The sequence below is a fragment of the Spongiibacter marinus genome (genome assembly GCF_016906995.1).
GTDB lineage: Bacteria > Pseudomonadota > Gammaproteobacteria > Pseudomonadales > Spongiibacteraceae > Spongiibacter > Spongiibacter marinus.
The window spans coordinates 327,888-350,687 of record NZ_JAFBBD010000004.1; the positions used below are offsets into that span (position 1 = coordinate 327,888).

General features: G+C 56.5%; 17 protein-coding genes. 1 reads left to right on the top strand and 16 read right to left on the bottom strand.

Going from position 1 to position 22,800, the window contains the following annotated elements:
• Positions 1 to 25: 25 nt before the first annotated feature.
• The 11 genes from HNR64_RS08125 to HNR64_RS08175 form a co-directional block, all read right to left on the bottom strand.
• Complete coding sequence (locus tag HNR64_RS08125) at positions 26 to 1,150, bottom strand: hypothetical protein (protein WP_204995998.1); 1,125 nt, start codon at positions 1,148 to 1,150, stop codon at positions 26 to 28.
• 190 nt (positions 1,151 to 1,340) lie between these two features.
• Complete coding sequence (dmpG, locus tag HNR64_RS08130; protein WP_027873549.1) at positions 1,341 to 2,369, bottom strand: 4-hydroxy-2-oxovalerate aldolase; 1,029 nt, start codon at positions 2,367 to 2,369, stop codon at positions 1,341 to 1,343.
• Positions 2,370 to 2,379: 10 nt separating this feature from the next.
• The gene (locus HNR64_RS08135; RefSeq protein WP_027873548.1) at positions 2,380 to 3,288 is read right to left on the bottom strand and encodes an acetaldehyde dehydrogenase (acetylating); all 909 of its coding nucleotides are present in this window, start codon (positions 3,286 to 3,288) and stop codon (positions 2,380 to 2,382) included.
• A gap of 73 nt (positions 3,289 to 3,361) precedes the next feature.
• Positions 3,362 to 4,147, bottom strand: coding sequence for a fumarylacetoacetate hydrolase family protein (locus tag HNR64_RS08140; protein WP_204995999.1), 786 nt, complete (start codon positions 4,145 to 4,147; stop codon positions 3,362 to 3,364).
• 3 nt (positions 4,148 to 4,150) lie between these two features.
• Positions 4,151 to 4,984: an alpha/beta fold hydrolase gene (locus HNR64_RS08145; RefSeq protein ID WP_204996000.1), complete on the bottom strand. Its 834-nt coding sequence runs from the start codon at positions 4,982 to 4,984 to the stop codon at positions 4,151 to 4,153.
• Positions 4,985 to 5,131: 147 nt separating this feature from the next.
• Positions 5,132 to 5,992, bottom strand: a complete 861-nt coding sequence (locus HNR64_RS08150; RefSeq protein WP_286695926.1) for an SDR family NAD(P)-dependent oxidoreductase — start codon at positions 5,990 to 5,992, stop codon at positions 5,132 to 5,134.
• 92 nt (positions 5,993 to 6,084) lie between these two features.
• Positions 6,085 to 7,764 carry a dihydrolipoyllysine-residue acetyltransferase gene (gene aceF / locus HNR64_RS08155; RefSeq protein ID WP_204996001.1) on the bottom strand — a complete coding sequence of 560 codons (1,680 nt, stop codon included), beginning with the start codon at positions 7,762 to 7,764 and terminating at the stop codon, positions 6,085 to 6,087.
• Positions 7,765 to 7,779: 15 nt separating this feature from the next.
• Positions 7,780 to 10,425: a pyruvate dehydrogenase (acetyl-transferring), homodimeric type gene (gene aceE, locus HNR64_RS08160; protein WP_204996063.1), complete on the bottom strand. Its 2,646-nt coding sequence runs from the start codon at positions 10,423 to 10,425 to the stop codon at positions 7,780 to 7,782.
• Between the two features lie 335 nt (positions 10,426 to 10,760).
• On the bottom strand, positions 10,761 to 13,604 hold the full coding sequence (locus tag HNR64_RS08165; RefSeq protein WP_204996002.1) for an insulinase family protein: 2,844 nt from the start codon (positions 13,602 to 13,604) through the stop codon (positions 10,761 to 10,763).
• Positions 13,605 to 13,626: 22 nt separating this feature from the next.
• Complete coding sequence (locus HNR64_RS08170; RefSeq protein ID WP_204996003.1) at positions 13,627 to 14,718, bottom strand: AI-2E family transporter; 1,092 nt, start codon at positions 14,716 to 14,718, stop codon at positions 13,627 to 13,629.
• A gap of 53 nt (positions 14,719 to 14,771) precedes the next feature.
• Positions 14,772 to 15,002, bottom strand: a complete 231-nt coding sequence (locus HNR64_RS08175) for a sulfurtransferase TusA family protein (protein WP_204996004.1) — start codon at positions 15,000 to 15,002, stop codon at positions 14,772 to 14,774.
• Positions 15,003 to 15,169: 167 nt separating this feature from the next.
• On the opposite strand from HNR64_RS08175, the gene HNR64_RS08180 reads away from it, so the two are divergent.
• Positions 15,170 to 16,621, top strand: coding sequence for a M48 family metalloprotease (locus HNR64_RS08180; RefSeq protein WP_204996005.1), 1,452 nt, complete (start codon positions 15,170 to 15,172; stop codon positions 16,619 to 16,621).
• Positions 16,622 to 16,974: 353 nt separating this feature from the next.
• On the opposite strand, the gene nadA is transcribed toward HNR64_RS08180, so the two are convergent.
• The 5 genes from nadA to edd all read right to left on the bottom strand — a co-directional run bounded on the left by nadA (position 16,975) and on the right by edd (position 22,768).
• The gene (nadA, locus tag HNR64_RS08185) at positions 16,975 to 18,027 is read right to left on the bottom strand and encodes a quinolinate synthase NadA (RefSeq protein WP_204996006.1); all 1,053 of its coding nucleotides are present in this window, start codon (positions 18,025 to 18,027) and stop codon (positions 16,975 to 16,977) included.
• 88 nt (positions 18,028 to 18,115) lie between these two features.
• On the bottom strand, positions 18,116 to 18,841 hold the full coding sequence (gene pgl, locus HNR64_RS08190) for a 6-phosphogluconolactonase (RefSeq protein WP_204996007.1): 726 nt from the start codon (positions 18,839 to 18,841) through the stop codon (positions 18,116 to 18,118).
• Complete coding sequence (gene zwf / locus HNR64_RS08195) at positions 18,834 to 20,285, bottom strand: glucose-6-phosphate dehydrogenase (protein WP_204996008.1); 1,452 nt, start codon at positions 20,283 to 20,285, stop codon at positions 18,834 to 18,836. The genes pgl and zwf overlap by 8 nt, the downstream gene beginning before the upstream one ends.
• Positions 20,275 to 20,937: a bifunctional 4-hydroxy-2-oxoglutarate aldolase/2-dehydro-3-deoxy-phosphogluconate aldolase gene (locus HNR64_RS08200; RefSeq protein WP_239547695.1), complete on the bottom strand. Its 663-nt coding sequence runs from the start codon at positions 20,935 to 20,937 to the stop codon at positions 20,275 to 20,277. Before HNR64_RS08200 ends, zwf begins: the two co-directional genes overlap by 11 nt.
• Positions 20,930 to 22,768, bottom strand: a complete 1,839-nt coding sequence (edd, locus tag HNR64_RS08205; protein WP_204996009.1) for a phosphogluconate dehydratase — start codon at positions 22,766 to 22,768, stop codon at positions 20,930 to 20,932. The genes HNR64_RS08200 and edd overlap by 8 nt, the downstream gene beginning before the upstream one ends.
• Between the last annotated feature and the right edge of the window lie 32 nt (positions 22,769 to 22,800).

Sequence of the window (22,800 nt, forward strand, 5' to 3'; positions counted from 1 at the left end):
CTCTTTCTTGAATGGAACCGCAGGTTTAATCTGCCAGCTGAGCGACGCTCTTTAAAATCAGGCGCACCAGCAAGGTCTGACGACTAACACCGGTTTTGGAGAAAATTGAGCGCAAATGGGTGCGTGCGGTGTTGCGACTCATGCCCAGCGCTTCCGACGCTTCATCCAGACTCAAGCCATCCGCCAGCAATAACGACAGCTGCGCCTCAGTTGGGGTAAAGCCGAACAGTTGGATGATGATATTGACCGGCGCCTCTGCCCCATATTCCGGATCGCTAATAAAAATTGCCACCGTCGGTACAGACTGTCCCTCCGACCATTCGGTCAATGGCACGGGGCGAACAATCACCCCCAGGTCGGCGAAGTCGCCATCGCGGGGAACCCGCATCGCCTCAACCACTGCGGGCTCGTGCTGATCTCGGTGATCAAGAATGCGGTTAATCAGCCCCTGCAACTTCTTGGTTGTGGCCTGATCACCCAGCATCAGATAGCCGTCCTCGATCTTCACCTCGGGCTCACGTGCGACCAGGTTCTTCGCCATTTTGTTGCAGTTAAGCAAGCGGCCATTTTCATCGAGGATGATCGTCGCCAGCGATAGACTCTCCACCGCACCGGCGTAGAGGTCGCGCTCTGACTCAATAATATTCAGCCGTACATGCAGGCGCAGGGCTCTTTCCAAATGGGGCATCAGCGCGTGAATCAAGTCCCTGTCGTGCTGATCAAAAACCGGCGCAGACTCACTGCGCGCCACGCGCAAGCCGGCATTCATTTCACCCGGAACATGGATATCGACACCGAGGGTATCGTAGAGCCCGCAGGGCTTCATACACATCAGGTACAGCTCGCTGGTCAACCAGTCATCTACAGACACCAGCTCCATCAAGCTTTTGACCTCGCCCGGCTTAAGCGACAGGAAGGGATCCATAGCAAACAGCCGTTTTTGGTACTGATCCATACCCTCTACGGTGCTGCCACCCAGCACCCGCAGGACGCCGCGGCCCTGCTCCGACGGGGGGTTTAACACCAGAGTGACCGACACCGCCTGCATGACCTGAGACAACTCAGACAAGAAGCCTTCCCAGGGTTCCTCTTCCAACGGCCCTTGATAAACACTAGCCAGGAGGCGGTCAAACTTTGGATCGATCAACATCGTAACGTCTGTATGCCTTGTTATTTTTTACATGCAGTGAGTATAACCGAGATGGGTATGCGATACAGGCCTTTAACACCTGGCCGCTGCTGCGCGAACGCCGCACTTACCTGGAACGAACAGCCAGACACGAAAACGGCCCCAGCTGGGGCCGTTTCATCTTGCCGGACTGGCGTCTGGCGATCAGGGCTTAGAGCAAGCCGCGTTCCTTAGCCATGTCGAGTGCCAAGTCTTCAATCATATCTTCCTGTCCACCAACGGTGCGGCGGCGGCCAAGCTCAACCAGTATATCCCGGGCCGACACACCGTACTTCGCTTCGGCGCGTTTAGCGAACAACAAGAAAGATGAGTATACGCCCGCGTAGCCCAGAGTCAGGGAGTCCCGGTCGATACGGATGGGATGATCCATAATGGGAGTCACGCGGTCTTCGGCGACATCCATAATTTTATACAGATCAATACCGTGATCCGCGCCCATACGATCAAGCACAGCCACCAATACCTCCAGCGGCGTATTGCCTGCACCGGCGCCCAGGCCGGCTACAGAGCCATCGATACGGTTAGCACCGTGCTCGATTGCCACCAGCGAGTTCGTGACGCCCAGGCTCAGGTTGTGGTGAGCGTGGAAGCCCAGCTCGGTTTCTGGCTTCAGCTCGCTGCGCAACAGCGCAATGCGCTCTTGCACCTGATCGGGCAGCATATAGCCAGCGGAATCGGTGCAGTAAATACAGTTGGCACCGTATGATTCCATCAATTTGGCTTGCTCGACGATTTCCTCAGCGCCAATCATATGGGTCATCATCAAGAAGCCCACGGTATCCAAGCCCATCTCACTGGCCATGCCAATGTGCTGCTCTGATACATCCGCTTCGGTGCAATGCGTCGCCACGCGGATGGTTGATACACCGAGATCAGCGGCCATTTTCAAATGGTCGACCGTACCAATACCGGGCAGCAACAGCGCCGAAATTTTTGCATTCTTAACCGCACCGATTACGGCCTTCAGGTATTCTTCATCGCTGTGCGCTGGGAAACCATAGTTAACCGAACTACCACCCAAACCGTCACCATGAGTCACTTCGATCAGTGGCATGCCCGCCTCATCGAGGCCACTGGCAATACTGACCATTTCATCCAGAGAAATCTGGTGACGCTTAGCGTGCATACCATCGCGCAAACACATGTCGTGCAGAACGACTTTCTTACCTTGAATATCCATGACTATCCCCTCAGGCGGCCGATGGTGAAAAACGGCCTGCCAGAATCTCTTCGGCAAACATCTCTGCGGTGCGCAGGCCCGCGGCGGTCATAATATCGAGGTTACCCGCATACTTGGGCAGGAAGTCCCCGAGCCCCTCTACTTCCATAAACATGGAGACGCGATTGCCATCGAAAACGGGACCATTTTTCAAACGGTAACCCGGTACGTATTTTTGAACCTCGGCAACCATGTCATCCACCGATTTGCGAATCGCCTCTTGATCCGGCTCGTCGTCAGTCAAACAGTGAATGGTGTCGCGCATAATCAGCGGTGGCTCTGCCGGGTTAATCACGATAATCGCCTTACCCTGACGAGCGCCGCCCACTTTCTCTACCGCGCCCGCCGTTGTGCGGGTGAATTCGTCGATATTTTTACGTGTGCCGGGCCCCACAGACTTGGAGCTTACTGTGGCAACAATTTCGCCGTAGCTCACCGACTGCACGCGCGACACGGCTGCGACCATTGGAATGGTTGCCTGTCCGCCACAGGTCACCATATTCACATTCATGCACTTTTCGGCCACTGCATCGCTGAGGTTGACCGGTGGGATACAAAATGGGCCGATCGCCGCCGGCGTCAGATCGATCATCAACGCACCCTGCTCGTTCACTTTGCGCGAGTTCTCGGCGTGAACATAGGCTGAGGTTGCATCAAAACAGATTTGCACACCGTCCTCACGCATGGTCGGCAACATACCATCCACACCTTCCGAGGTGACCTTCATGCCCATTTCTTTGGCGCGGGCCAAGCCGGGTGATTCGGGGTCAACACCGACCATCCAAACGGGTTCAATCAGCTCCGAGCGCATTGCCTTCATCAGCAGGTCGGTCCCAATATTGCCCGGCCCGATGATGGCCGCGCGAATTTTTTCAGCCATAAGATTTCTCACTGTCAGTAGAGCACCGCTATGTGCTCCGAATAGGTAGATGTTGTTGTTCTAGATCTAGCAATTAGACGAAATGCACTTCTGCATCGCCGATGCCTTCCAGCTCCATGCGCAGGCTGTCACCTGCTTGCACCGGCTCCAGCGGTACCAGAGAACCAGAGAGAATCACCTCTCCCGCTTTGAACGGAATACCAAAGCGCCCCAGCGTATTTGCCAGCCACGCCACCGCGGTTAATGGGTTACCCTGCACCGCACTGCCCAAGCCTTCACTGAGAATTTCACCGTTTTTCCATACGCGAATTTTCAATGCGGGCAGGTCAAAGTCTTTGGGGTCTGCCTCTTGCTCACCCAGCACATAAACACCGCAGGAGGCGTTGTCCGCCACGGTGTCCTGAATGGCAATTTTCCAATTGTCGATACGCGAATCAACAATCTCAAAACAGGGCATAATGGCGTCGGTTGCGGCCAATACATCCGCCTCCGTAACGCCGGGGCCTTGCAGGTCTTTCTTCAACCGAAAACCGATCTCCGCCTCGGCACGGGGGGAAATCAAATGACCGGCTACCGGCACTTTTGCACCATTGGCAAAGGTCATGGCGTCGGTTAAAAAACCAAAGTCCGGCTGGTGTACGCCGAGCATTTCCTGCACCACTTTACTGGTAACACCGATTTTTTTTCCGACCACCTTCTCCCCGTCTTCTTGACGGCGGTTAAGCATGCGCAGGGAGATGTAGTAGGCATCGTCAATGGTAATGTCCGGCTCACGCTCGGTCAGCGGGGCAATGCTTTGCTGGCTGCGCAGGGCGTTGTAGAGCTCATCACCCAATGCATTGATCTTGGCGCTATCCATAATTTATCCGTTCTGCAAAAAGTCGAGGGTTTGGCGATTGAAAAGCTCGCGGTGCTCCACCATTACCCAATGCCCGCAGCGCGACACCAACGTAAGGCGAATATCAGCGATGCCTTTCGCCAATTTCATAATGCCGGTCTCGGGCATCATTTGCTCATTGACGCCCCAGAATGCCAGGGTTGGACAGGTGATTTCACCCAGCCTCTCGGTCATATCGGGCACCGTCATGGTGGTGATAACCTGGCTGTTCTGTTGCTGAAAAATTCCCCAGCGCTCGTTGACCAACTGCTCGTCGACCACGGCATCATCAAACACCAGGCCGCGACGAATAAAGTCTTCCAAGCGCTCTGGCGCCATCGGCCCAGAGGTAAAAACCTCTTTCATAATCTGCATGCCGGGCATATGAAAGTAGTCGGCCTGTTGCTCTATTCCGCCGGGCGCCATCAGCACCAGCTTACTAACCCGCTCTGGGTAGTCGAGGGTGTATTTCAGCGCAATGGCTCCACCCAAGGAATTACCGATCAGGCAGTATTGCTCCACGCCAATGTGGCGCAGCGTTTGGTGAACACACTCGACGAAAAAGTCCAGCGGGTAGTCAACGTCATCAGGCTTATCGGAATACCCATAACCTATCAGGTCGGGCACCACCACTCGGAAGCCCTGCTCAACAAACCACGGGTAGTTGTATTTGAAGTTGCTGTGCCCACTGGCGCCGCTGCCGCTGCCGTGCAGAAATACCACGACAGGCCCGTCACCCTGATCCAGGTAGTGAATGCGGTGGCCATTGTCGAGGGTGACATACTGCCCCTCGGGTAATCCCGCTACGATTTGACTCATGGCTGCCCGCCCCCAGGTAAACAGAAAAACATGATGTGCCCGAGCAGGCGCAGAGAAAGCGCCTGCCGAGAGCTATTTTTGTGGTGTAAATTTTATAGAAGGGCCTTCGAGACACTAATCCCCCAAACGGATGACAGCTTTTCCGGCTCACTCCACGATCGCGTCATTAAATTTGGGGGGCTTACCCAACATGGCACGCGGCGACGGGGGCAGCTTGCCATCAATGTCCACCAGCCCGTATTCCTCGGCCAGCTCTGCCGCGTAGAAGACTTTGCCACTGCGCGACATCAATGCTGCATCGCGGTACAGCGCGTCTATCACCAAACCGGGAAACTCAGGCGATTCGGCCGCCGCCACCGCATCGGCGTAGAGTTCGGGTTGCGCGTCGAAGACCTGCATACTGCGTTCGGTTTTCAGCAACCCCATCCACAGCGACACAACGGCGACGCCATGTGAGCGAAAATCCACGGCCATGTCATGGGCCATTTTATCCACACCCGCCTTCCCGGCACCGTAGGCCGGGCCGTGCATATAGCAGCGCCCTCCCGCTGAGGAGGTATTCACCACCAGCCCCTTTGCGCTCTTTAGCAGCAGTGGCGCCGCGTAGTACGACGACACATAACTAGAGCGCAGCCCAACATTGAGAATATCCTGCAACGCCAGCGGCTTTTCCCAAAACGGCCCCGGCAGGGTCAAGCCCTCGGGCACCAGCAAGGCATTGTTGACGAGAATATCCAAACGTCCCTGCTCGGCTTCAATCACAGCCAGCGCTTTGCGTACCTGCTCATCGTCCCGGTGGTCACAAATTAAGGGGATGGCCTTTGCACCTCTCTCCTCTATGGCTTCGACAGTGGCATAGACGGTGCCCGGCAAGGCCGCATCACCCTCGGACTGAGTGCGGCCAGTCACGTAGATTGTCGACCCCGGTTTGGCCAGCGCCAGCGCAATGCCCTTGCCCGCGCCGCGACTGGCGCCAGTAACGAGAATGATGCGTTTATCCTGCTTCACAATGGATTCCTATTATTGTGTCTACCAACGGCCGCATAGGCTGACAGACCGCGGCTGCAGATGCATCCTCCGAAATGACTAGAGCGGGCGTGTCACAGCAGCAGCCGCCGAATATCGGCCAGCATTTGCGCCAGTTCGGTAAAGAACTTGCCGGCATCCGCGCCGTTTATCACCCGGTGGTCATATGACAGGGACAGCGGCAGCAATTTGCGCGGCTGGAAACTATCACCATCCCAAACGGGTTTTACGGCCAGCTTGGAAACCCCCAGGATCGCGACTTCCGGCGCATTGATAATGGGAGTAAAACCAGTACCGCCGATATTGCCCAGGCTGGAAATGGTGAAGCAGCCGCCCTGCATGTCCGCAGGTTTAAGCTTCCGCTCTCGGGCTTTCTTGGCCAGCTCAGCGGTTTCTTCCGCCAGCTCCCAAAGCGACTTTTTATCGACATCGCGAATCACCGGCACAACGAGCCCTGCTGGCGTGTCCACGGCCATACCAATATGAACATAGTGCTTGTAGACAATGCTCTCACCATCGGCACTGAGGGAAGCGTTGAACTTGGCATTGCCGCGCAACGCAGCAGCCGCCGCTTTTAACAAAAAGGGCAGAGGCGTTAACTTCACACCGCGCTGCTCAGCCTCTTTTTTCATCTCGCGACGGAAGTCCTCAAGCTCAGTGATATCTGCATCATCAAACTGCGTCACATGAGGAAGATTCAACCAGCTGCGGTGCATATTGGCCGCGGTCAGTTTATCCAGCTTGCTTAAGGGCTGAATATCCACCTCGCCAAACTTGGCAAAATCGACATCAGGAATCGGCTCGATGCCGCCGCCAGCTGCCGCTGCGGGCACTTTCGCCAACTGCTTAACATAGGCATGCAGGTCTTCCTTAACGATGCGCTTGCGCGGGCCGCTGCCGGACACTTTGCTCAGATCAATACCAAACTCGCGCGCCAATTTACGCACCGCGGGGCCAGCATATACTTGCTCCCCTGGTGCAGCTGGCGCAGGCGACGGTGAGCTGGTGCTGGCGCCCTCGCGCGCAGCGGTCGAGGCTTCGTTTTTTGGCTCGGGCTCGGCACTCATCGGTGCATCGGCCTTTTCCGCTGGCGCGGCTGTTTGCTCAGCCTTCGCGTCGCTCACTGAGTTCGCCCCTGCGACACGCATTTCTGCGATCGCCGTACCTTCACTGGCAGCGTCACCTACCTTGATCAACATCGCGCTGACCACACCCGTGAACGGTGCAGGAACCTCCATGGAGGCCTTGTCTGACTCCAGCACGATCAGTGAATCACCTTCATTCACCTCATCGCCTTCGGCAACGCACAGTTCGATAACTTCGATACCTTCACCACCGCCAACATCTGGCACCTTAACGGTTTCGGTGCGCTCCGCTGTCGACGCAGGCTGCGCAGCACCAGCAGTATCGTTACCACCGTCAGTGTCGTCGTCAGCGGCTGACGTTTGCTCGGCTGCAGCGTCGGGCTCGGGTGCCGACTCGGCCGCTGATTCCGAAGCAGGCTCATCGCTGCCCTCAGCCACTTCCAGCTCGAGAATGGCATCCCCCTCGGAAACGCTATCGCCTACCGACATAGCAATCGACACGACTTTGCCAGACTTTGGCGCAGGAACTTCCATCGACGCCTTGTCAGATTCTAAAACCAGCAGGGAGTCTTCCTGCTCGACAACATCGCCAACAGCAACGCAGACTTCGATTACCTCAACGCCTTCACCACCGCCGAGGTCTGGGATTTTGATCGTTTCTTTTGTCACAGAAAACTCCTCGTATTAGCGGTGCATCGGGCTAATTTTTTCAGCATCCAGGCCGTAGTCTGCAATGGCCTTGCTCACGACAGAGGCAGCAATTTTGCCCTCATCACTCAGCGCCTTTAGGGCCGCGACCGTCACGTAATAACGGTCCACCTCAAAGTGCTCGCGCAATTTCGCTCGCGTGTCAGAGCGACCATAGCCGTCGGTACCCAGCACCACATAGCGGCCATCAATATATGGGCGCAGCTGTTCACCGTAGGCTTTAATATAATCCGTTGCACAAATAACCGGCGTGGACTGCGCATTGAGCTGCTGACTAACATACGCACTGCGTGGCGAGTCTTCAGGGTGAAGCAAATTCCATCGGTCACACTCCATGCCGTCGCGATACAGCTGGTTAATGCTGGTGGCGCTCCAGATATCCGCTTCCACTTTGTGATCGGATTTCAGCAGCTCAGCGGCCGCTTCAACTTCACGCAAGATGGTGCCACTGCCCAATAACTGAACCTTTAGCTTGGGCTTCTTAACGGTGCTGCCTTTGAGTTTGTAGATTCCCTTGATAATGCCCTCTTCACTGCCTTCGGGCATATCGGGGTGGTAGTAGTTTTCGTTCATCGTGGTGATGTAATAGAAAACATTTTCCTTCTCGGCATACATGCGCCGCATGCCGTCCTGAATAATCACCGCCAACTCGTAAGAATACGTTGGGTCGTAGGACACACAGTTAGGGATCATATTGGCCATTAAGTGGCTGTGGCCATCCTGGTGCTGCAAGCCTTCACCATTGAGGGTGGTACGCCCCGATGTTGCACCGATCAGGAAACCGCGCGCCTGAGAGTCACCGGCAGCCCAGGCCAAATCCATAATGCGCTGAAAGCCGAACATGGAGTAAAAAATGTAAAACGGCACCATTGGATAGCGGTGATTCGCATAGGAGGTTGCCGCCGCCAACCACGCAGAGAAGGCGCCGGCCTCGGTGATACCCTCCTCCAAAATTTGTCCGTCCTTGGACTCTTTGTAATACATAATTTGGTCGGCATCGTGGGGGGTGTAGCGCTGCCCCTGAGAAGAATATATGCCCAGCTGGCGGAACATACCCTCCATACCGAAGGTTCGCGCTTCGTCTGGCACAATCGGCACAATACGCTCGCCCACGGCCTTGTCCTTAACCAGGGTCGATAGCATGCGAACAAAGGCCATTGTCGACGACACTTCTCGCTTGCCGGTGTTTTTCAGCTGCGCGGAAAATTTCTCCAGCGACGGTACATCCAAGGCATCGAAGTCAGCCTGTCGCGCCGGCAAATACCCCCCCAGCTCCTCGCGGCGCTTGTGCATATACACCATTTCCGGGCTGTCTTCCGGCGGCCGATAGTAGGGGACATTTTTCAGTTCATCGTCGGGAATCGGCACGGCAAAGCGGTCGCGGAATTTTTTCAGCTCATCCAAGTCGAGCTTTTTCACTGAATGCGCTTCGTTTTGCGCTTCGCCGCCGCTACCCAGGCCGTAGCCTTTAACCGTCATTGCCAGTACCACGGTAGGCTGGCCTTTGGTTTCTCGGGCATTGGCGTAGGCAGCGTAGACTTTATAAGGGTCGTGGCCACCGCGATTCAGGTACATAATTTCGTCGTCAGAGAGGTCTTCAACCAGCTCCAGCAACTCTGGATACTTCCCGAAGAAGTGCTTGCGAGTATAGGCCCCGCCGTTGGCTTTGTAGTTCTGCAACTCACCATCACACACTTCATTCATGCGACGGCGCAACAGGCCGGTTTTGTCTTTTTCCAGCAGCTGATCCCAGTGGCGCCCCCAAATGACCTTGACGACATTCCAGCCCGCGCCGCGGAACACCCCTTCCAGTTCCTGGATAATTTTGCCATTGCCGCGCACTGGGCCGTCCAGGCGCTGAAGGTTACAGTTGATCACAAAGCACAAATTATCGAGCTGCTCGCGCCCCGCCAGAGCAATTGCGCCGAGAGACTCAGGCTCGTCGCACTCGCCATCGCCCATAAAACACCACACTTTCCGATCGCCGTGATCGACCAGCCCTCGGCTCTGTTGGTACTTCATTACGTGGGCTTGGTAGATTGCCTGAATGGGACCCAGGCCCATGCTAACGGTGGGGAATTGCCAGTAGTCCGGCATTAACCAGGGGTGCGGATACGACGACAAGCCATCGCCGTCGACCTCGCGGCGGAAGCTGTCGAGCTGCTGCTCCGAGAGACGCCCCTCCAGGAATGAACGCGCATACATACCCGGCGAACTATGGCCCTGATAGTAGATCAGATCGGCCTTATCACCGCCGCGGAAAAAGTAATTAAAGCCCACATCGTAAAGGGTCGCGGAAGAGGAAAAGCTGGAGATGTGGCCACCCAAGCCCTCATCGTTGTCGTTGGCCCGCATTACCATTGCCAGCGCATTCCAGCGTATTAACGAGCGAATTTTGCGCTCCATAAACAAGTCGCCGGGCATGCGTTTTTCATCGCGAGGTTCGATGGTATTGCGAAATGAGGTGGTGATGGCCGCTGGGAGTTGGGTTCCCTGGCGCGCAGCATGCTTCGCCAAATATTTCAGGAGAAAAGCGGCGCGTGCTCTACCCGCATGGCTAAGCACGCCATCCAGTGCTTCCAGCCATTCTTGGGTTTCCTGTGGATCGAGATCTTCACGCAAATCAGGGTCTTGGTACATATCACAGTCCTTATCAATACCGTGGGCTGCCTAGACCAGCAAGCGATTTGCTCGAATGTGTTCCGCGTCAACGGGCGCACCGACCATGATCAATAATCGGGGTGTGCCTGCCGTTGGTGACGGTGATCACCTGGCCTATCTGGCGCTGCCCCACCTTGTGGGTCGGGCAGAACTGCCGATGAGAATTCGGGCCCCTGAAAGCCTATGCACTTTCAGAGCCGCGGAAATCATCGCAGCCCTGTCGCCATAAATCAAGAAAATCTAGACATTTTTATTATGAATAAATAGTTTCACCTCTATAAAAACAAGTACTTATACTAGTCGAAGGAATAAACTCCCGCCCTATCAAGCACTGCGCGCGACTCCCCAGCAGGCAATGCCGACGGCCACTGCCCTGGCACCGTCACTAGCAAGCTGCGACGGTTTGCATCGTGCAGGGTTTGACGCATAAGCGACCACCACTGTGTATACTCCAGCCCCGTCAGCGCAGCGATTAACTGGTCTCGACTGTCAAAACCCGAATACCCTTCCAACAGATCCCGCCAATGGCGGTCTGCCGCCTCCCACAGGTTTTCCGGCTGCTCCGCTAACTTACTTATCAACGTCGCCCGGAACTGCTCATAAGTTTGTTCATCAACGCCATTTTCAATCCAGGCGTCGATATACCCGTCGATCTCCTTGGCCAGCATCGCCGCGTCAGCAACCGGTGACTGCACCAGGAAGAATAAGCCACCCACATTTCGCTGGGGGTATACACCCGCATTAACAATGTAGCCGAGCTGTTTCTCGGTGCGCAGTTGATGATAAAAGTCAGCACTCATGATCTGCGCCGCCAAGCCCAAAGCAACCCTGGCCATTTTTCCCTGATCAGGCGCCTGCACATACTGAAGTAGCGCAGCATCGTTGTGCTCGGCGGGCACAATCGCCAGCGCGTTCCCCGCAGGTAGCTTAACAATCTGTTGCTGCGGCCGTGTGCTCAGCGACGTTTGCGGGAGCGCTCGCATCATTTGCGCAACCGTGTCCAGCGCGTCCGCTTGGGTGAAGTTACCGTGGAGCAACACCTGATAGCGAAAGGCCGCCAGCACCCGCTCAGCCTGGCGCGCAACATCGGCAAGCCCCAGCGCTTCGGTCTCTGATAGCAGAGACTCGAGGGCGGGCTCCTGTCGCTGCTGCAAGCGCGGCAGTTCGGCAAAAAGTTGCTGATAGGGTGAACGGCGCCGAACATTTTGCAACTCGCGCAGGCGCTGCTGCTTAATGCGGGCAAAACGCTGCTCATCCCAGTCGACGTGACGCAGGGTATTCAGCACCTGAGAAAGCAGCTCTGCCTGCTTCTGGTCAAACCCTCCCAAGCGCAACTCAACACCGCGCCAACTGCTCGATAAGCTGTAATCTAAGCCCGCCAATTGTGCGGCATAGGCCTCTTCGTTCAGCTGATCACTGACCATGCGCAACCACAGTTCGGTGGCGGCAGCTGCCGAGGACGAGTCTCGCGTTGCAGGCGTCTCCAGCAAGAGATAACTGCGGCCTTTGGGCACATCAAACTGATCGTCGTTGTACAACCACACGCCGTCGATAGGCGCATTGTCCACCAACCTTGGCTGGTCGTTTGCAGCAGCATCGTCCTTCAGAGTAAAGGTATCAGCAATGTAGGGGTTACTGGCTGGCAAATGCAGCCCCGCTGGCTCGGCCTCACGCCAGCGCTGTTGTTGCTGCGCATCAATGTCGCGCGCACTCCAGGGCACGTCATAACGCTGCTCGCGGCGGTCGGTATCGACACCCGGCGCAACAAGCGTAATAAACGCCTTGTCCGGGGTCATACTGCGCAGGTATTCCCGTATCAATTCCGGCCGGAAGGACGTCATTACATAGGCCGCCCGCAATACCTTCGCTGGCGGGTACTGCTGAAGCGCCGAGGAAAATTGCACCAATTCCTCTGTCAAATTTCGACGGTTGCGAAAACGAAATTGTTGCGCTGCGAGCTGGCTTTGCTCTCGGTACCGCCAGGCCTGAATACCCTGTTCATCAATCAGCCGCACATAGGCAAAAACCTGTTGGACAATACTATCGAGGTGCTCCATGCCGGCTTCGGTCAACGCAATATTGACACCAAACATTGCCTGGCCCTGCATATCCAAGCTCTGACCGGCGCTCAAGCCATCGGCCCAGCCTGCGCGCTTAAGCGCCGATAACAGACTGCCCTTGCCCTCGTGACCGAGCAGGTTCGCAATATACGACAGCGGCTTATCCCGCCAGTGGGGGCTGGCATCAACCACCGGAAACTGAATAGACAGCCGCCGCTCCGTTTGCACTGGCTGTATCGTCACCCAGCGTGGCAGCGCCTGCGGTTCGAACAGCGGCTGAGTGATCGGCTCGATATTCACCTCGCGATTCTCAATCGCACTAAACCGCGCGCGCACCATCGACTCCAGCTCCGCCAGAGACTCTCGCCCGACCACCGTCAGGCTCATGATATTCGCTGAGTAGTAACGCTGGTAAAACGCCAGCAATTGCTCTCGCAATGCCGCCTCGCGATCCGCCTGCAAGGTTTGCAAATTGCCTACTGAAAATTTGCTAAATGGATGCTGCGGCGCTAACTGCTCTTTAAACACCGCCAGCTCCCGGCGGCGATCGTTGCGCAGTCTGGCGCGATATTCAGACTCCACCGCATTGACTTCACGCTGCACGTAATTGGCGTTGAACAGCGGTGCGACAAAGAACTGGGAAAACTGGTCCAGGGCGCCTTCAAGCGCATCCGCCTTAACGTCGAAGAAATAGTTGGTGTGCTCAAAACTGGTGAAGGCGTTGTGACTGCCTCCGTTTGCCGTAATGTAGGCTTGGTAGTCGCCCGCCTTTGGGTAGGCACGCGTGCCCAGAAACAGCATATGCTCCAAGAAATGCGCCAAGCCCTGATAGTCACGAGGGTCTTGGCGGCTGCCGACATTCACATCCAGCGATGCACCCGCTTTATCTGCGCCCGGATCAGACACCAATAATACTTTGAGACCGTTATCCAACCGCAGATAGCGAAAGCTGCGCTGCTCGGTATCCGGCTTGATGATGCTTTCGCCCTGACCAGGCAGCGAGGCGTCGCGGGTAAGTGCCGCGCAGGCAGAAATAGCAATAAGTAGAATAGCGACGGTGACATGTTGCAGAACGCGCACAAATATTTCCTTACAGAGTCAATTACAACGATGCTTGCTCGCTGGGGGCTTCCGCTTCGTTACCCACGGTGTGAGGTCGCGGCCAGGAATACAGAATCGCCTTCACTAAAGTCGCCAGTGGGATCGCAAAAAACACTCCCCACATTCCCCAAATTCCGCCGAATACCAACACGGCAACAATAATCGCCACGGGGTGCATATTCACCGCTTCGGAAAACAGCAGCGGCACCAGCACATTGCCATCCAGCGCTTGAATGATTCCATAGACAATGCACAGGGTAAAAAACTCCCCGCCCCATCCCCACTGCAAATACCCCACCAATACGACGGGCAATGTCACCACGGCCGCACCGATATAGGGAATCACTACCGACAAGCCCACTGCCAACGCCAGCAGCGCGGCATAGTTTAACGACATCAGCGAGAACGAAATGTAAGAAGCCACACCGACGATCACGATCTCAATTGCTTTACCGCGTACGTAATTGGCGACTTGATCGTTCATTTCCAACCAAACGGCGCGAAGTAAAGGTCGGCGACGCGGCAGAAAACCCGACAACCACTCAAGGATCAGCTGCTTATCCTTGAGAAAGAAAAACACCAGAATGGGAATCAGCACTATATTGATCATCAAACCAACAACATTGGGCAGCTGCGCAAGAGAAAAAGACACCAAGTACTGCCCCAGCGAACCAATCTCCGTGGTTGCCAGCGTCATCCACTCCCGAATTTGCGCCTCGGTAAACACCTCCGAGCGCTCAGGCAATACCATCAGCGCCTGCTGCAGCTTTCGCAGCATCGACGGCAGCTCTTGTATCAGCGTAACCAGCTGCTGCCATACCAACGGCAACAGCAGCATAAGCACACCAAAAAACACCGTTAGGAAAATACCGTACGCGACGGCAATCGCGAGCCACCGCCGGGCGCCCAGCGCCGACATTCGGGCGATCACGCCCTGCATCATAAAGGCCAGCACGACACTGGCAATAATGGGGATCAGGACATTGCCGATGCTGAGGATCAACAACAGAATCGCGGCAAGAATAATCAGCAACACTACCGTTTCTTCTTCGGCAAAGATGCGATTAAACCAATTGCGAACCATTCCAAGCATGTGGTTGTCCTTTTTCTCGTAAACCTAGATCATCCGCCCGGTGCGCTCAGCGGCTATTTCTTCTGGAGTAGGTACCTAAACTCCCCATGACGCTCTTCATCGAGCAACAGCGTATTGCCGCTCTGGGCAGCGAACACGGCAAAATCCCGCTGTGAACCGACGTCAGTTGCCAGCACCTCTACGACCTCGCCGCTCGCCATCCGGTTCAATGCTTGTTTGGCTTTTAGCAACGGCAGCGGGCAGTCCAACTGACGCGCATCCACTCGACAGTGTATCTCGCTCATAGCATACCTCTTTCTGAAAATGCCGGCAGTATAGCGCCCCAGCCGGGGGCGACAGAATGCCACTGACGCACTTTTTGCGCTTTAATAGGTCTGAGCCTTTATCACTTGTATGATCTATATCGGCGAACCCGGCTACCTATACGGTGGCACCAAACAAGGACACCATTGTGGTACGAACATTATTACACGCCCTTATCGCCATCCTACTGTGCAGCGCGGCAGTGGCCCAGCCGATGAGGGACACCAGTAGCCAGCTTCCAGAGCTAGGCGAAGTCGATGCCTCACCGTATTCGGCTAAGCAGGAATACCAGCTGGGCAGAATGTGGTTGAGAATGTTCCGCACACAAGTGAAAACCCTCGGCGACCCACAGCTGCAAAGCTATGTTGAGTCCTTGCTTTACACGCTGGCCGCCAATAGCGAACTGAAACAGCGCGACTTAGAAACTGTCGTTGTCGACAATAGCACCATCAACGCTTTTGCCGTGCCTGGCGGCGTTATCGGCGTGCATACCGGTCTTTTCCTGTTCAGTGATAACGAGGCCCAATTTGCCGGCGTACTCGCCCACGAGATTGCCCACTTGAGCCAACGCCATTTCAGCCGCTCCATCGACAAGGCCCGCGAAGCGAGTATTCCCAGCATGGCAGGCATGTTAGCGGGGATCATTCTGGCGGCGACAACCGGCTCCGATGCGGGCATTGCCGCCATTGCGGCGAGTCAGGCAGCGGCGCTTGAAAACCAGCTGCGTTTTAGCCGCCAGCACGAGCAAGAGGCCGACCGCGTCGGCATGGAAACCCTCGCCCGAGCCAACATGGACCCCAATGGCATTCCCTCAATGTTTGAGAACATGAATGCCAACTTGCGCTTTGCGCGGGCCAAGCCGCCCGAATTTCTGCTGACTCACCCACTGACAGAGAACCGAATTAGCGATAGCAAAAACCGTGCTCGCAACTACCCTCGGCAGGTCTACACCGACAACTTAAATTTCCAGCTTATGAAAATGCGGGCAACCGTCCATCACACTGAAAAAATGGAGAGCCTGTTGCAGCGATGGAAGGATGAACAAGGCGCCAATGGCGAAGCACGCCGCTACGGCATCGTGCTCGCGCTTACTGAGATGGAGCGCTGGCAGGAAGCCAGCGACCAGCTCGACGACTTGATTGACGACGACCCCCAGCGCATTGCCTATATCCTTGCCCGTGCAGACATCTTGCTTGGGCAGAAAGCCTACGACCCCGCCATCGATTTATTGCGCAGCGCACTGGCGCTCAATCCGGACAACTATCCGCTGAGCTTTCATCTGGCTGATGCCTTGGAGCAAGCACAGCGCTTTCGCCAAGCCGACGACGTGCTTACCGCATTGAGCTCAAGGCGGCAGAACGATCCAAAAATCTGGTACCGATTGGCGGAAGTCAGAGGCCTGGCGGGGAATATTCTCGGCGTGCATCTGGCAAGGGCAGAGTATTTTATCCTCACCGCCCAGCTCGAGCGCGCTGCCAGCCAATTACATTACGCGCACAAGCAGAGCGGAAGCAATCAAATACTTCAGGGGAAAATCACCGAGCGACTGCGCGATATTGACGAGCTGAAGAAACAACTCAAAGAATTTCAGGGACGCTAGGGCCTGTTCACACTAATCCAATTGTCACTGCTGGAGGTCATTTTTGCCTCCAGCTAGGCGCCAGACGCGCCGTTTAGTCACTCTAAACAAGTGGCTGGCAACAACGCTGGGGGCAAAAATGGCCCCAGCCCTATGGGTTGCGGCTAAAAAAGCACCACTCGTCGTTGCTCATCGCTTATTTGGAATAACCAAACTACGCTCTTCGCGCCTAGATTGGTGCTTTTTTAGCCACAACAGTAATAATCGGATTAGTGTGAACAGGCCCTAAAAGCCCGCAGCAAATTGCGGCCTGTTAGCAACAGTGTGGATGGCCTTATCCCTTGACGGGGTAACCTTAGCTTCGACCAGTGAGCTCAGGGCTTGTTTGCAGCGGCAAAGTCCAACATACGGGTCAGCGGTTTCATGGCTTTCTCACCGAGCGAAGGCTCGACAAATACTTCATTACCGCCGTTCTCCAGCACCTCAGCCAGATTTTCCAGTGCGTTCATCGCCATCCAAGGGCAATTTGCACAACTGCGACAGGTAGCGCCGCTGCCAGCCGTTGGTGCGATCACAAACTCCTTGTCCGGCACCAACTGTTGGAGCTTGTAGAAAATACCTTGATCCGTCGCCACGATCATTTGCGGGTTGGGCAAGTCACGCGCCGCATTGATGATCTGCGTCGTTGAACCGACCACGTCAGCCAGCGCAACAACGCTCGCCGGAGACTCCGGATGCACCAATACCGCCGCATCGGGATACACCTGTTTCAGGTCGAGAATACCCTGCGCTTTAAACTCTTCATGGACAATACATGCGCCATCCCAGAGCAGCACATCTGCGCCGGTCTCACGCTGCACATAGTCACCGAGGTGTTTATCCGGTGCCCAGAGAATTTTCTCTCCCTGACTGTCCAGGTAGTCCACAACGTCCAGCGCAATACTAGAGGTGACGACCCAGTCTGCTCGGGCTTTCACCGCCGCAGAGGTATTGGCGTAGACCACGACAGTGCGATCGGGGTGGGCGTCGCAAAAAGCGGAAAACTCATCTGCCGGGCAGCCAATATCCAGCGAGCAGGTCGCCTCCAGAGTCGGCATCAATACCGTTTTCTCGGGTGACAGAATTTTCGCCGTCTCCCCCATGAACTTCACGCCAGCGACGATCAACATCGACGCCGGATGGTCGCGACCGAAACGCGCCATCTCCAGCGAGTCCGACACGCAGCCACCGGTTTCTTCTGCCAGCGACTGCAGTTCGGGGTCGGTGTAATAGTGAGCGACCAACACCGCGTCTCTCGCCTTGAGCAGCGCTTTAATACGCGCCCGCAGAGCATCGCGCTCCGCTGCAGGACGCGTCGAGGGCTCGTTGAGCCGGGCCAGATGTTCGCGCACCAACTCTTGTGCTATTGCCTGTTCCGCCAATGTCATTTCCCCATGCTGAGGACGAAAAGCGCCAGATTTTAACAAGAAAACAAACGGCTAAGCCAGAGATCAAGCTATTTAGCCTAACCGACCATCAAGGTGCCCAGTACACGCTGATCGGTACATTCTGCCCGAACAGGGCGGCAACCGGGGCAGCGTGATCAGCATACAGTGCCCGCTCCAGTACGTGCCGCTTCTCCTCACCGCAGATTTGCAGCACCAATTCGCTGCAATTGAGTAAACGCGGCAGTGTCAAGCTCAATCGCGGGTAGGGGCTCGCGGCGGTTTCCAGCGCCATACACGGCAGTGCAGAAGCCATATCCAAAGCCGCGTCGAGCTGCGGGCTGTCGGGAAACAATGAGGCGCAGTGTCCGTCACTACCCATGCCCAATACGACGCGATCAAAGCTGGGCATGGCGCCTAAGGTTAGGTTCGCAAGGGCAGCGTCTTGTTCGGCTGACTCAGTGTGCGGCGACTTAAGTGGTACGAAGTGCGCCGCAGCCGCTGGCCCGCGAAACAGCCGCTCCCGCAATAGCCGTTCATTACTATCGCGGTTATCACTATCGACCCAGCGCTCATCGGAGAGCGTCACGGTCACTTTCGACCACTCCACAGCCTCATCGGCCAGCAGTTCCAGCAGACGCTCGGGCGTGGTGCCGCCGGGCAGGACGAGGCTTGCCGCCCCGCTAACGCGAATACCCGCCGCCAGCGCCAGACTGAGGTCGTCACACAATGCCGCGGCCTGAGACTCACGGCAGCTGAAGCTCAACAGCCTTGCCCCTACTTGATTGAGGCGCCGCTCTAACAGGTGCTCATTCATGCCAGCTCCGTCCATCTCTCTCGATCAGCAGCTCGGCCTTAGCGGGCCCCCACGACCCAGCATGGTAGTGCGATACTGGCATGGCCTGGCTCTGCCACGCCTGGATCAGTGCATCACACCACTGCCAGGCCTCCTCAACCTCTTCGCGGCCGACAAAAAGCGAAGGGTCGCCATTAATGACATCCAAAAACAGCCGCTCGTAGGCATCGGGGATACGGTTCATGCCCGACGACCCGAGGAAATCCAAGTTCAAATTTTGGCGAGCCAGGGCCATTTTATTCTTGAGGCTATGCATCTTGGATACCATCTGCATCTCAATCCCTTCATTCGGCTGAAGGCGGATCACCAGTCGATTGGGGATATTTTCGCCAGTGGAAAAGATATTGTGCGGCAGGCTTTTGTAGGTAATCACGATCTCCGTCAATTTTTCCGGCATCCGTTTACCCGTGCGCAGATAAAATGGCACCCCGGCCCATCGCCAATTATCGATATGCGCTTTAATTGCTACGAAGGTTTCGGTATCGCTTTCCGCCCCATCACTATCGGTTTCCTCCATGTAGGCGGGCACCGCCTCTCCACGGTACCAGCCCTGAGCATACTGGCCACGCACCGCGTGCGCGCCGACGCTGGCAGCATCGATGCGGCGCAATGCGCGCATAATTTTGACCTTTTCGTCGCGGATGCTCTCCGCCGTCATGGCATTTGGCGGCTCCATCGCCACTAAACAGAGCAATTGCATCAAATGGTTTTGCACCATATCGCGCAGCTGCCCGACACCGTCGTAGTAGGACCAACGCCCCTCTATGCCGACGGTTTCCGCCACCGTAATCTGGATATGATCGATACAGCTTTGGTCCCACTGGGCATTGATAAAACGGTTCGCAAAGCGCAGCACCAGCAGGTTCTGCACCGTTTCTTTGCCGAGGTAATGATCAATGCGATAGATATTCTCTTCACTGAAAAACTGCGCAACCGTCTCGTTTACGGCCTGGCAACTGGCAAGGTCCTGGCCAACGGGCTTTTCAAGTACCAGACGGCTTTGCGGGTCGATAAGCGCATTGGCGCCGAGCTTCTCGCATATCGGGCCAAACAAACTGGGTGGCGTTGCCAGATAAAATATGGCGCGCCGCCCCGGCGACAGTTGCGCCGCCAACTGCTGGTATTCTTCGCTCTTACCGAAGTCGATACAACAGTAGTCCAAGCGCTGACAAAAGCCCGCCCACTGTTCGGCGGCAGGATCGCCCTCACTGGCCTGGGCCACACGATGTTTGATCGCCTCCAGAAATTGCTGCCGATCCTGGTGGCGCCTCGCTAAACCGATAATGCGCATATCAGCAGGCAACAGATCCGCGCAGTGCAGCTGAAAAAGTGCTGGATAGAGCTTACGCCCCGAGAGGTCGCCAGCGGCACCGAATATCAGCAAGTCGCAATCATTACTCACCATTCACCCCCATCGATGCCCGCAAGGTCTGTGCACGCTTGGCTGCCACAGTCGCTCGCTCGCGAATGGCCGGCCAGTTTTCCTCTGCCTGAAGCGCTGGCGGCGCGATCCACGACCCTCCCATACAGGCCACTGATGGCAGGGCCAGGTAGTCCGCCATATTGTCCAGACTGACACCGCCCGTTGGACAAAAACGCATCATTGGCAGCGGCCCGGCAAGCGCCTGCAAAACCTTCGCTCCGCCCATCGCCTCGGCGGGGAAAAACTTCACAAGATCTATGCCCTGCTCCAGACAGCGTATCGCCTCCGTCGCGGTGGCGACCCCAGGCATATAGGGCAAGTCACTGTCGGCACAGCAAGCCATCAACGCCTCGGTCGCGCCGGGCGTAACAAGAAACTCACTCCCCGCCGCGCGCGCCCGCTTTACATCGTGCGCGTTCAACAGCGTTCCGGCACCAACGCACACGCCGTCGACCCGCTGTCGAATCACATCTATCGCTTCCAGCGCCGCCGATGTTCGCAGCGTCACTTCCAGTACCGGCAGGCCACCATCACGCAAGGCGATAGCCAACGGCTCTGCGTATTCCGGGCGGGGCACGCTCAATACCGGAATAATCGGCGCGCGGCTGACAATCTGCATCATTGTGTTACTCATGGCTACGCCCCTCTTCGCTTGTAAATAGCACCGAGGCTCCCATTTCCGCGCTGGTCACCTGCTGGCGTACCCCGGCAAACATTTCCCGGCCGACCCCGTCCGTCGCCACCGTAGATGCCAGCGGCGTACGCGAGGCCCACTCGTGCTCGTCGACCAGGCAATTCAATTCGCCTGCGTCGGCATCGATGACGACCTCATCGCCATCGCGCAGCCGCGCAATCGCTCCACCGGCTGCCGCTTCGGGCGAAAGGTGAATCGCAGCTGGCACCTTGCCCGAGGCGCCAGACATCCTGCCGTCGGTAAGCAACGCCACGCGGTGACCGCGGTCCTGCAAAACGCCAAGCAGCGGCGTGAGTTTGTGCAATTCAGGCATACCATTGGAACGTGGCCCTTGATAAGGCAGCACGACCACACAGTCTTTGTCTAATTCCCCGGCACGAAAGCGGCTTTGCAAGTCATCCTGGCTTTGAATAACCAGCGCCGGCGCGCGAATCTTGCGCCGTGAAGAGGGTACCGCTGACACTTTGATTAACGCGCGCCCGAGATTCCCTGTTACCAGCCTGAGCCCGCCCTCGGCATCGAATGGCGAACTCATCGACGCAATAACGTCGGTGTCCAAGCTTTTCTCGGCAGCCTGCCGCCAGCGCAGCTCGCCCTGTTCCAGGTAGGGCTCACATACATAATCGCTCAGCGTCTCCGCCCACATCGTTCTGGCATCGCCATGCAATAAGCCGGCGTTTAACAGCTCAGAGAACAGCAGCCCGCTGCCCCCCGCGGCGTGAAAATGATTGATATCCGCCTCACCGTTTGGGTAGGCGCGCACCAACAGCGGGACAAGCCGCGACAGCGCATCCAAGTCATCCCAATTCACTAACACGCCGGCCGCTCGCGCTATCGCCGGTATATGTATGCCGTGATTGGTCGATCCACCAGAGGCGAGTAAAACCACCATGGCATTAACGATCGAGCGCTCATCAATCACCTCGGCCAGCGGGCGGCATCGCGGGCCAGCGCGGCTTATTTTGCAGATATGCTGAGCGGCCTCGCCGGTAAGCGCTTCGCGCAGCGCCGACCCCGGGTTGACGAAAGACCCGCCCGGCAATTGCAAGCCAAGGGCCTCAAGTATTAGCTGGTTACTATTGGCAGTACCGTAAAAGGTGCAGGTGCCGGCGCTGTGATAAGACGCAGCCTCGGCGTCGAGCAGGGCCTCGCGATCTATTTTGCCCTCGGCAAATAACTGGCGAACGCGCTGCTTCTCGCTATTTGGAATACCGCTGGGCATCGGGCCAGCCGGAATAAACAGGGTCGGCAAATGGCCAAAATGCAAGGCACCGATAAGCATACCGGGGACAATTTTGTCGCAAATGCCCAGGCACAATACGGCGTCAAACATCTGATGGGAAAGCGCCACCGCCGTTGCCTGGGCAATCACATCACGACTGAACAAGCTCAGTTCCATGCCCGCCTGCCCCTGGGTGACACCGTCACACATCGCCGGCACACCACCGGCCACCTGGGCGGTGCAACCGAGCTCTCGAACGTAGTTTTTTATGCGCTCTGGGTAATCGCGAAAGGGTTGGTGAGCCGACAACATATCGTTGTAGGCCGTGACAATACCGACATTGGCCGACTCCATCAGCCGAATGCGCGCTTTGTCAGTACTGTCGCAGGCGGCAAAACCGTGGGCAAGGTTGCCACAACTGAGCTGCTGGCGATCGGGCTGTTGCCCCCCTGTCCGACGCTGACGACTCAGGTACGCTGCACGGCAATCGCGACTGCGGTGTGCAATCGCATCAGTAATGCGCAGCAATTCCGGGTGTATGGAAACCATTGCGGCCTCTCCTGTGGCGCTGGCAAGCGCCC

Excerpts from the sequence above, each read along its gene's own strand:
- HNR64_RS08125 (WP_204995998.1), bottom strand. The coding sequence starts at position 1,150 with ATGTTGATCGATCCAAAGTTTGACCGCCTCCTGGCTAGTGTTTATCAA.
- dmpG (WP_027873549.1), bottom strand. The coding sequence starts at position 2,369 with ATGGATATTCAAGGTAAGAAAGTCGTTCTGCACGACATGTGTTTGCGC.
- HNR64_RS08135 (WP_027873548.1), bottom strand. The coding sequence starts at position 3,288 with ATGGCTGAAAAAATTCGCGCGGCCATCATCGGGCCGGGCAATATTGGG.
- HNR64_RS08140 (WP_204995999.1), bottom strand. The coding sequence starts at position 4,147 with ATGGATAGCGCCAAGATCAATGCATTGGGTGATGAGCTCTACAACGCC.
- HNR64_RS08145 (WP_204996000.1), bottom strand. The coding sequence starts at position 4,984 with ATGAGTCAAATCGTAGCGGGATTACCCGAGGGGCAGTATGTCACCCTC.
- HNR64_RS08170 (WP_204996003.1), bottom strand. The coding sequence starts at position 14,718 with ATGCTTGGAATGGTTCGCAATTGGTTTAATCGCATCTTTGCCGAAGAA.
- HNR64_RS08175 (WP_204996004.1), bottom strand. The coding sequence starts at position 15,002 with ATGAGCGAGATACACTGTCGAGTGGATGCGCGTCAGTTGGACTGCCCG.
- nadA (WP_204996006.1), bottom strand. The coding sequence starts at position 18,027 with ATGACATTGGCGGAACAGGCAATAGCACAAGAGTTGGTGCGCGAACAT.
- pgl (WP_204996007.1), bottom strand. The coding sequence starts at position 18,841 with ATGAATGAGCACCTGTTAGAGCGGCGCCTCAATCAAGTAGGGGCAAGG.
- zwf (WP_204996008.1), bottom strand. The coding sequence starts at position 20,285 with ATGGTGAGTAATGATTGCGACTTGCTGATATTCGGTGCCGCTGGCGAC.
- HNR64_RS08200 (WP_239547695.1), bottom strand. The coding sequence starts at position 20,937 with ATGAGTAACACAATGATGCAGATTGTCAGCCGCGCGCCGATTATTCCG.
- edd (WP_204996009.1), bottom strand. The coding sequence starts at position 22,768 with ATGGTTTCCATACACCCGGAATTGCTGCGCATTACTGATGCGATTGCA.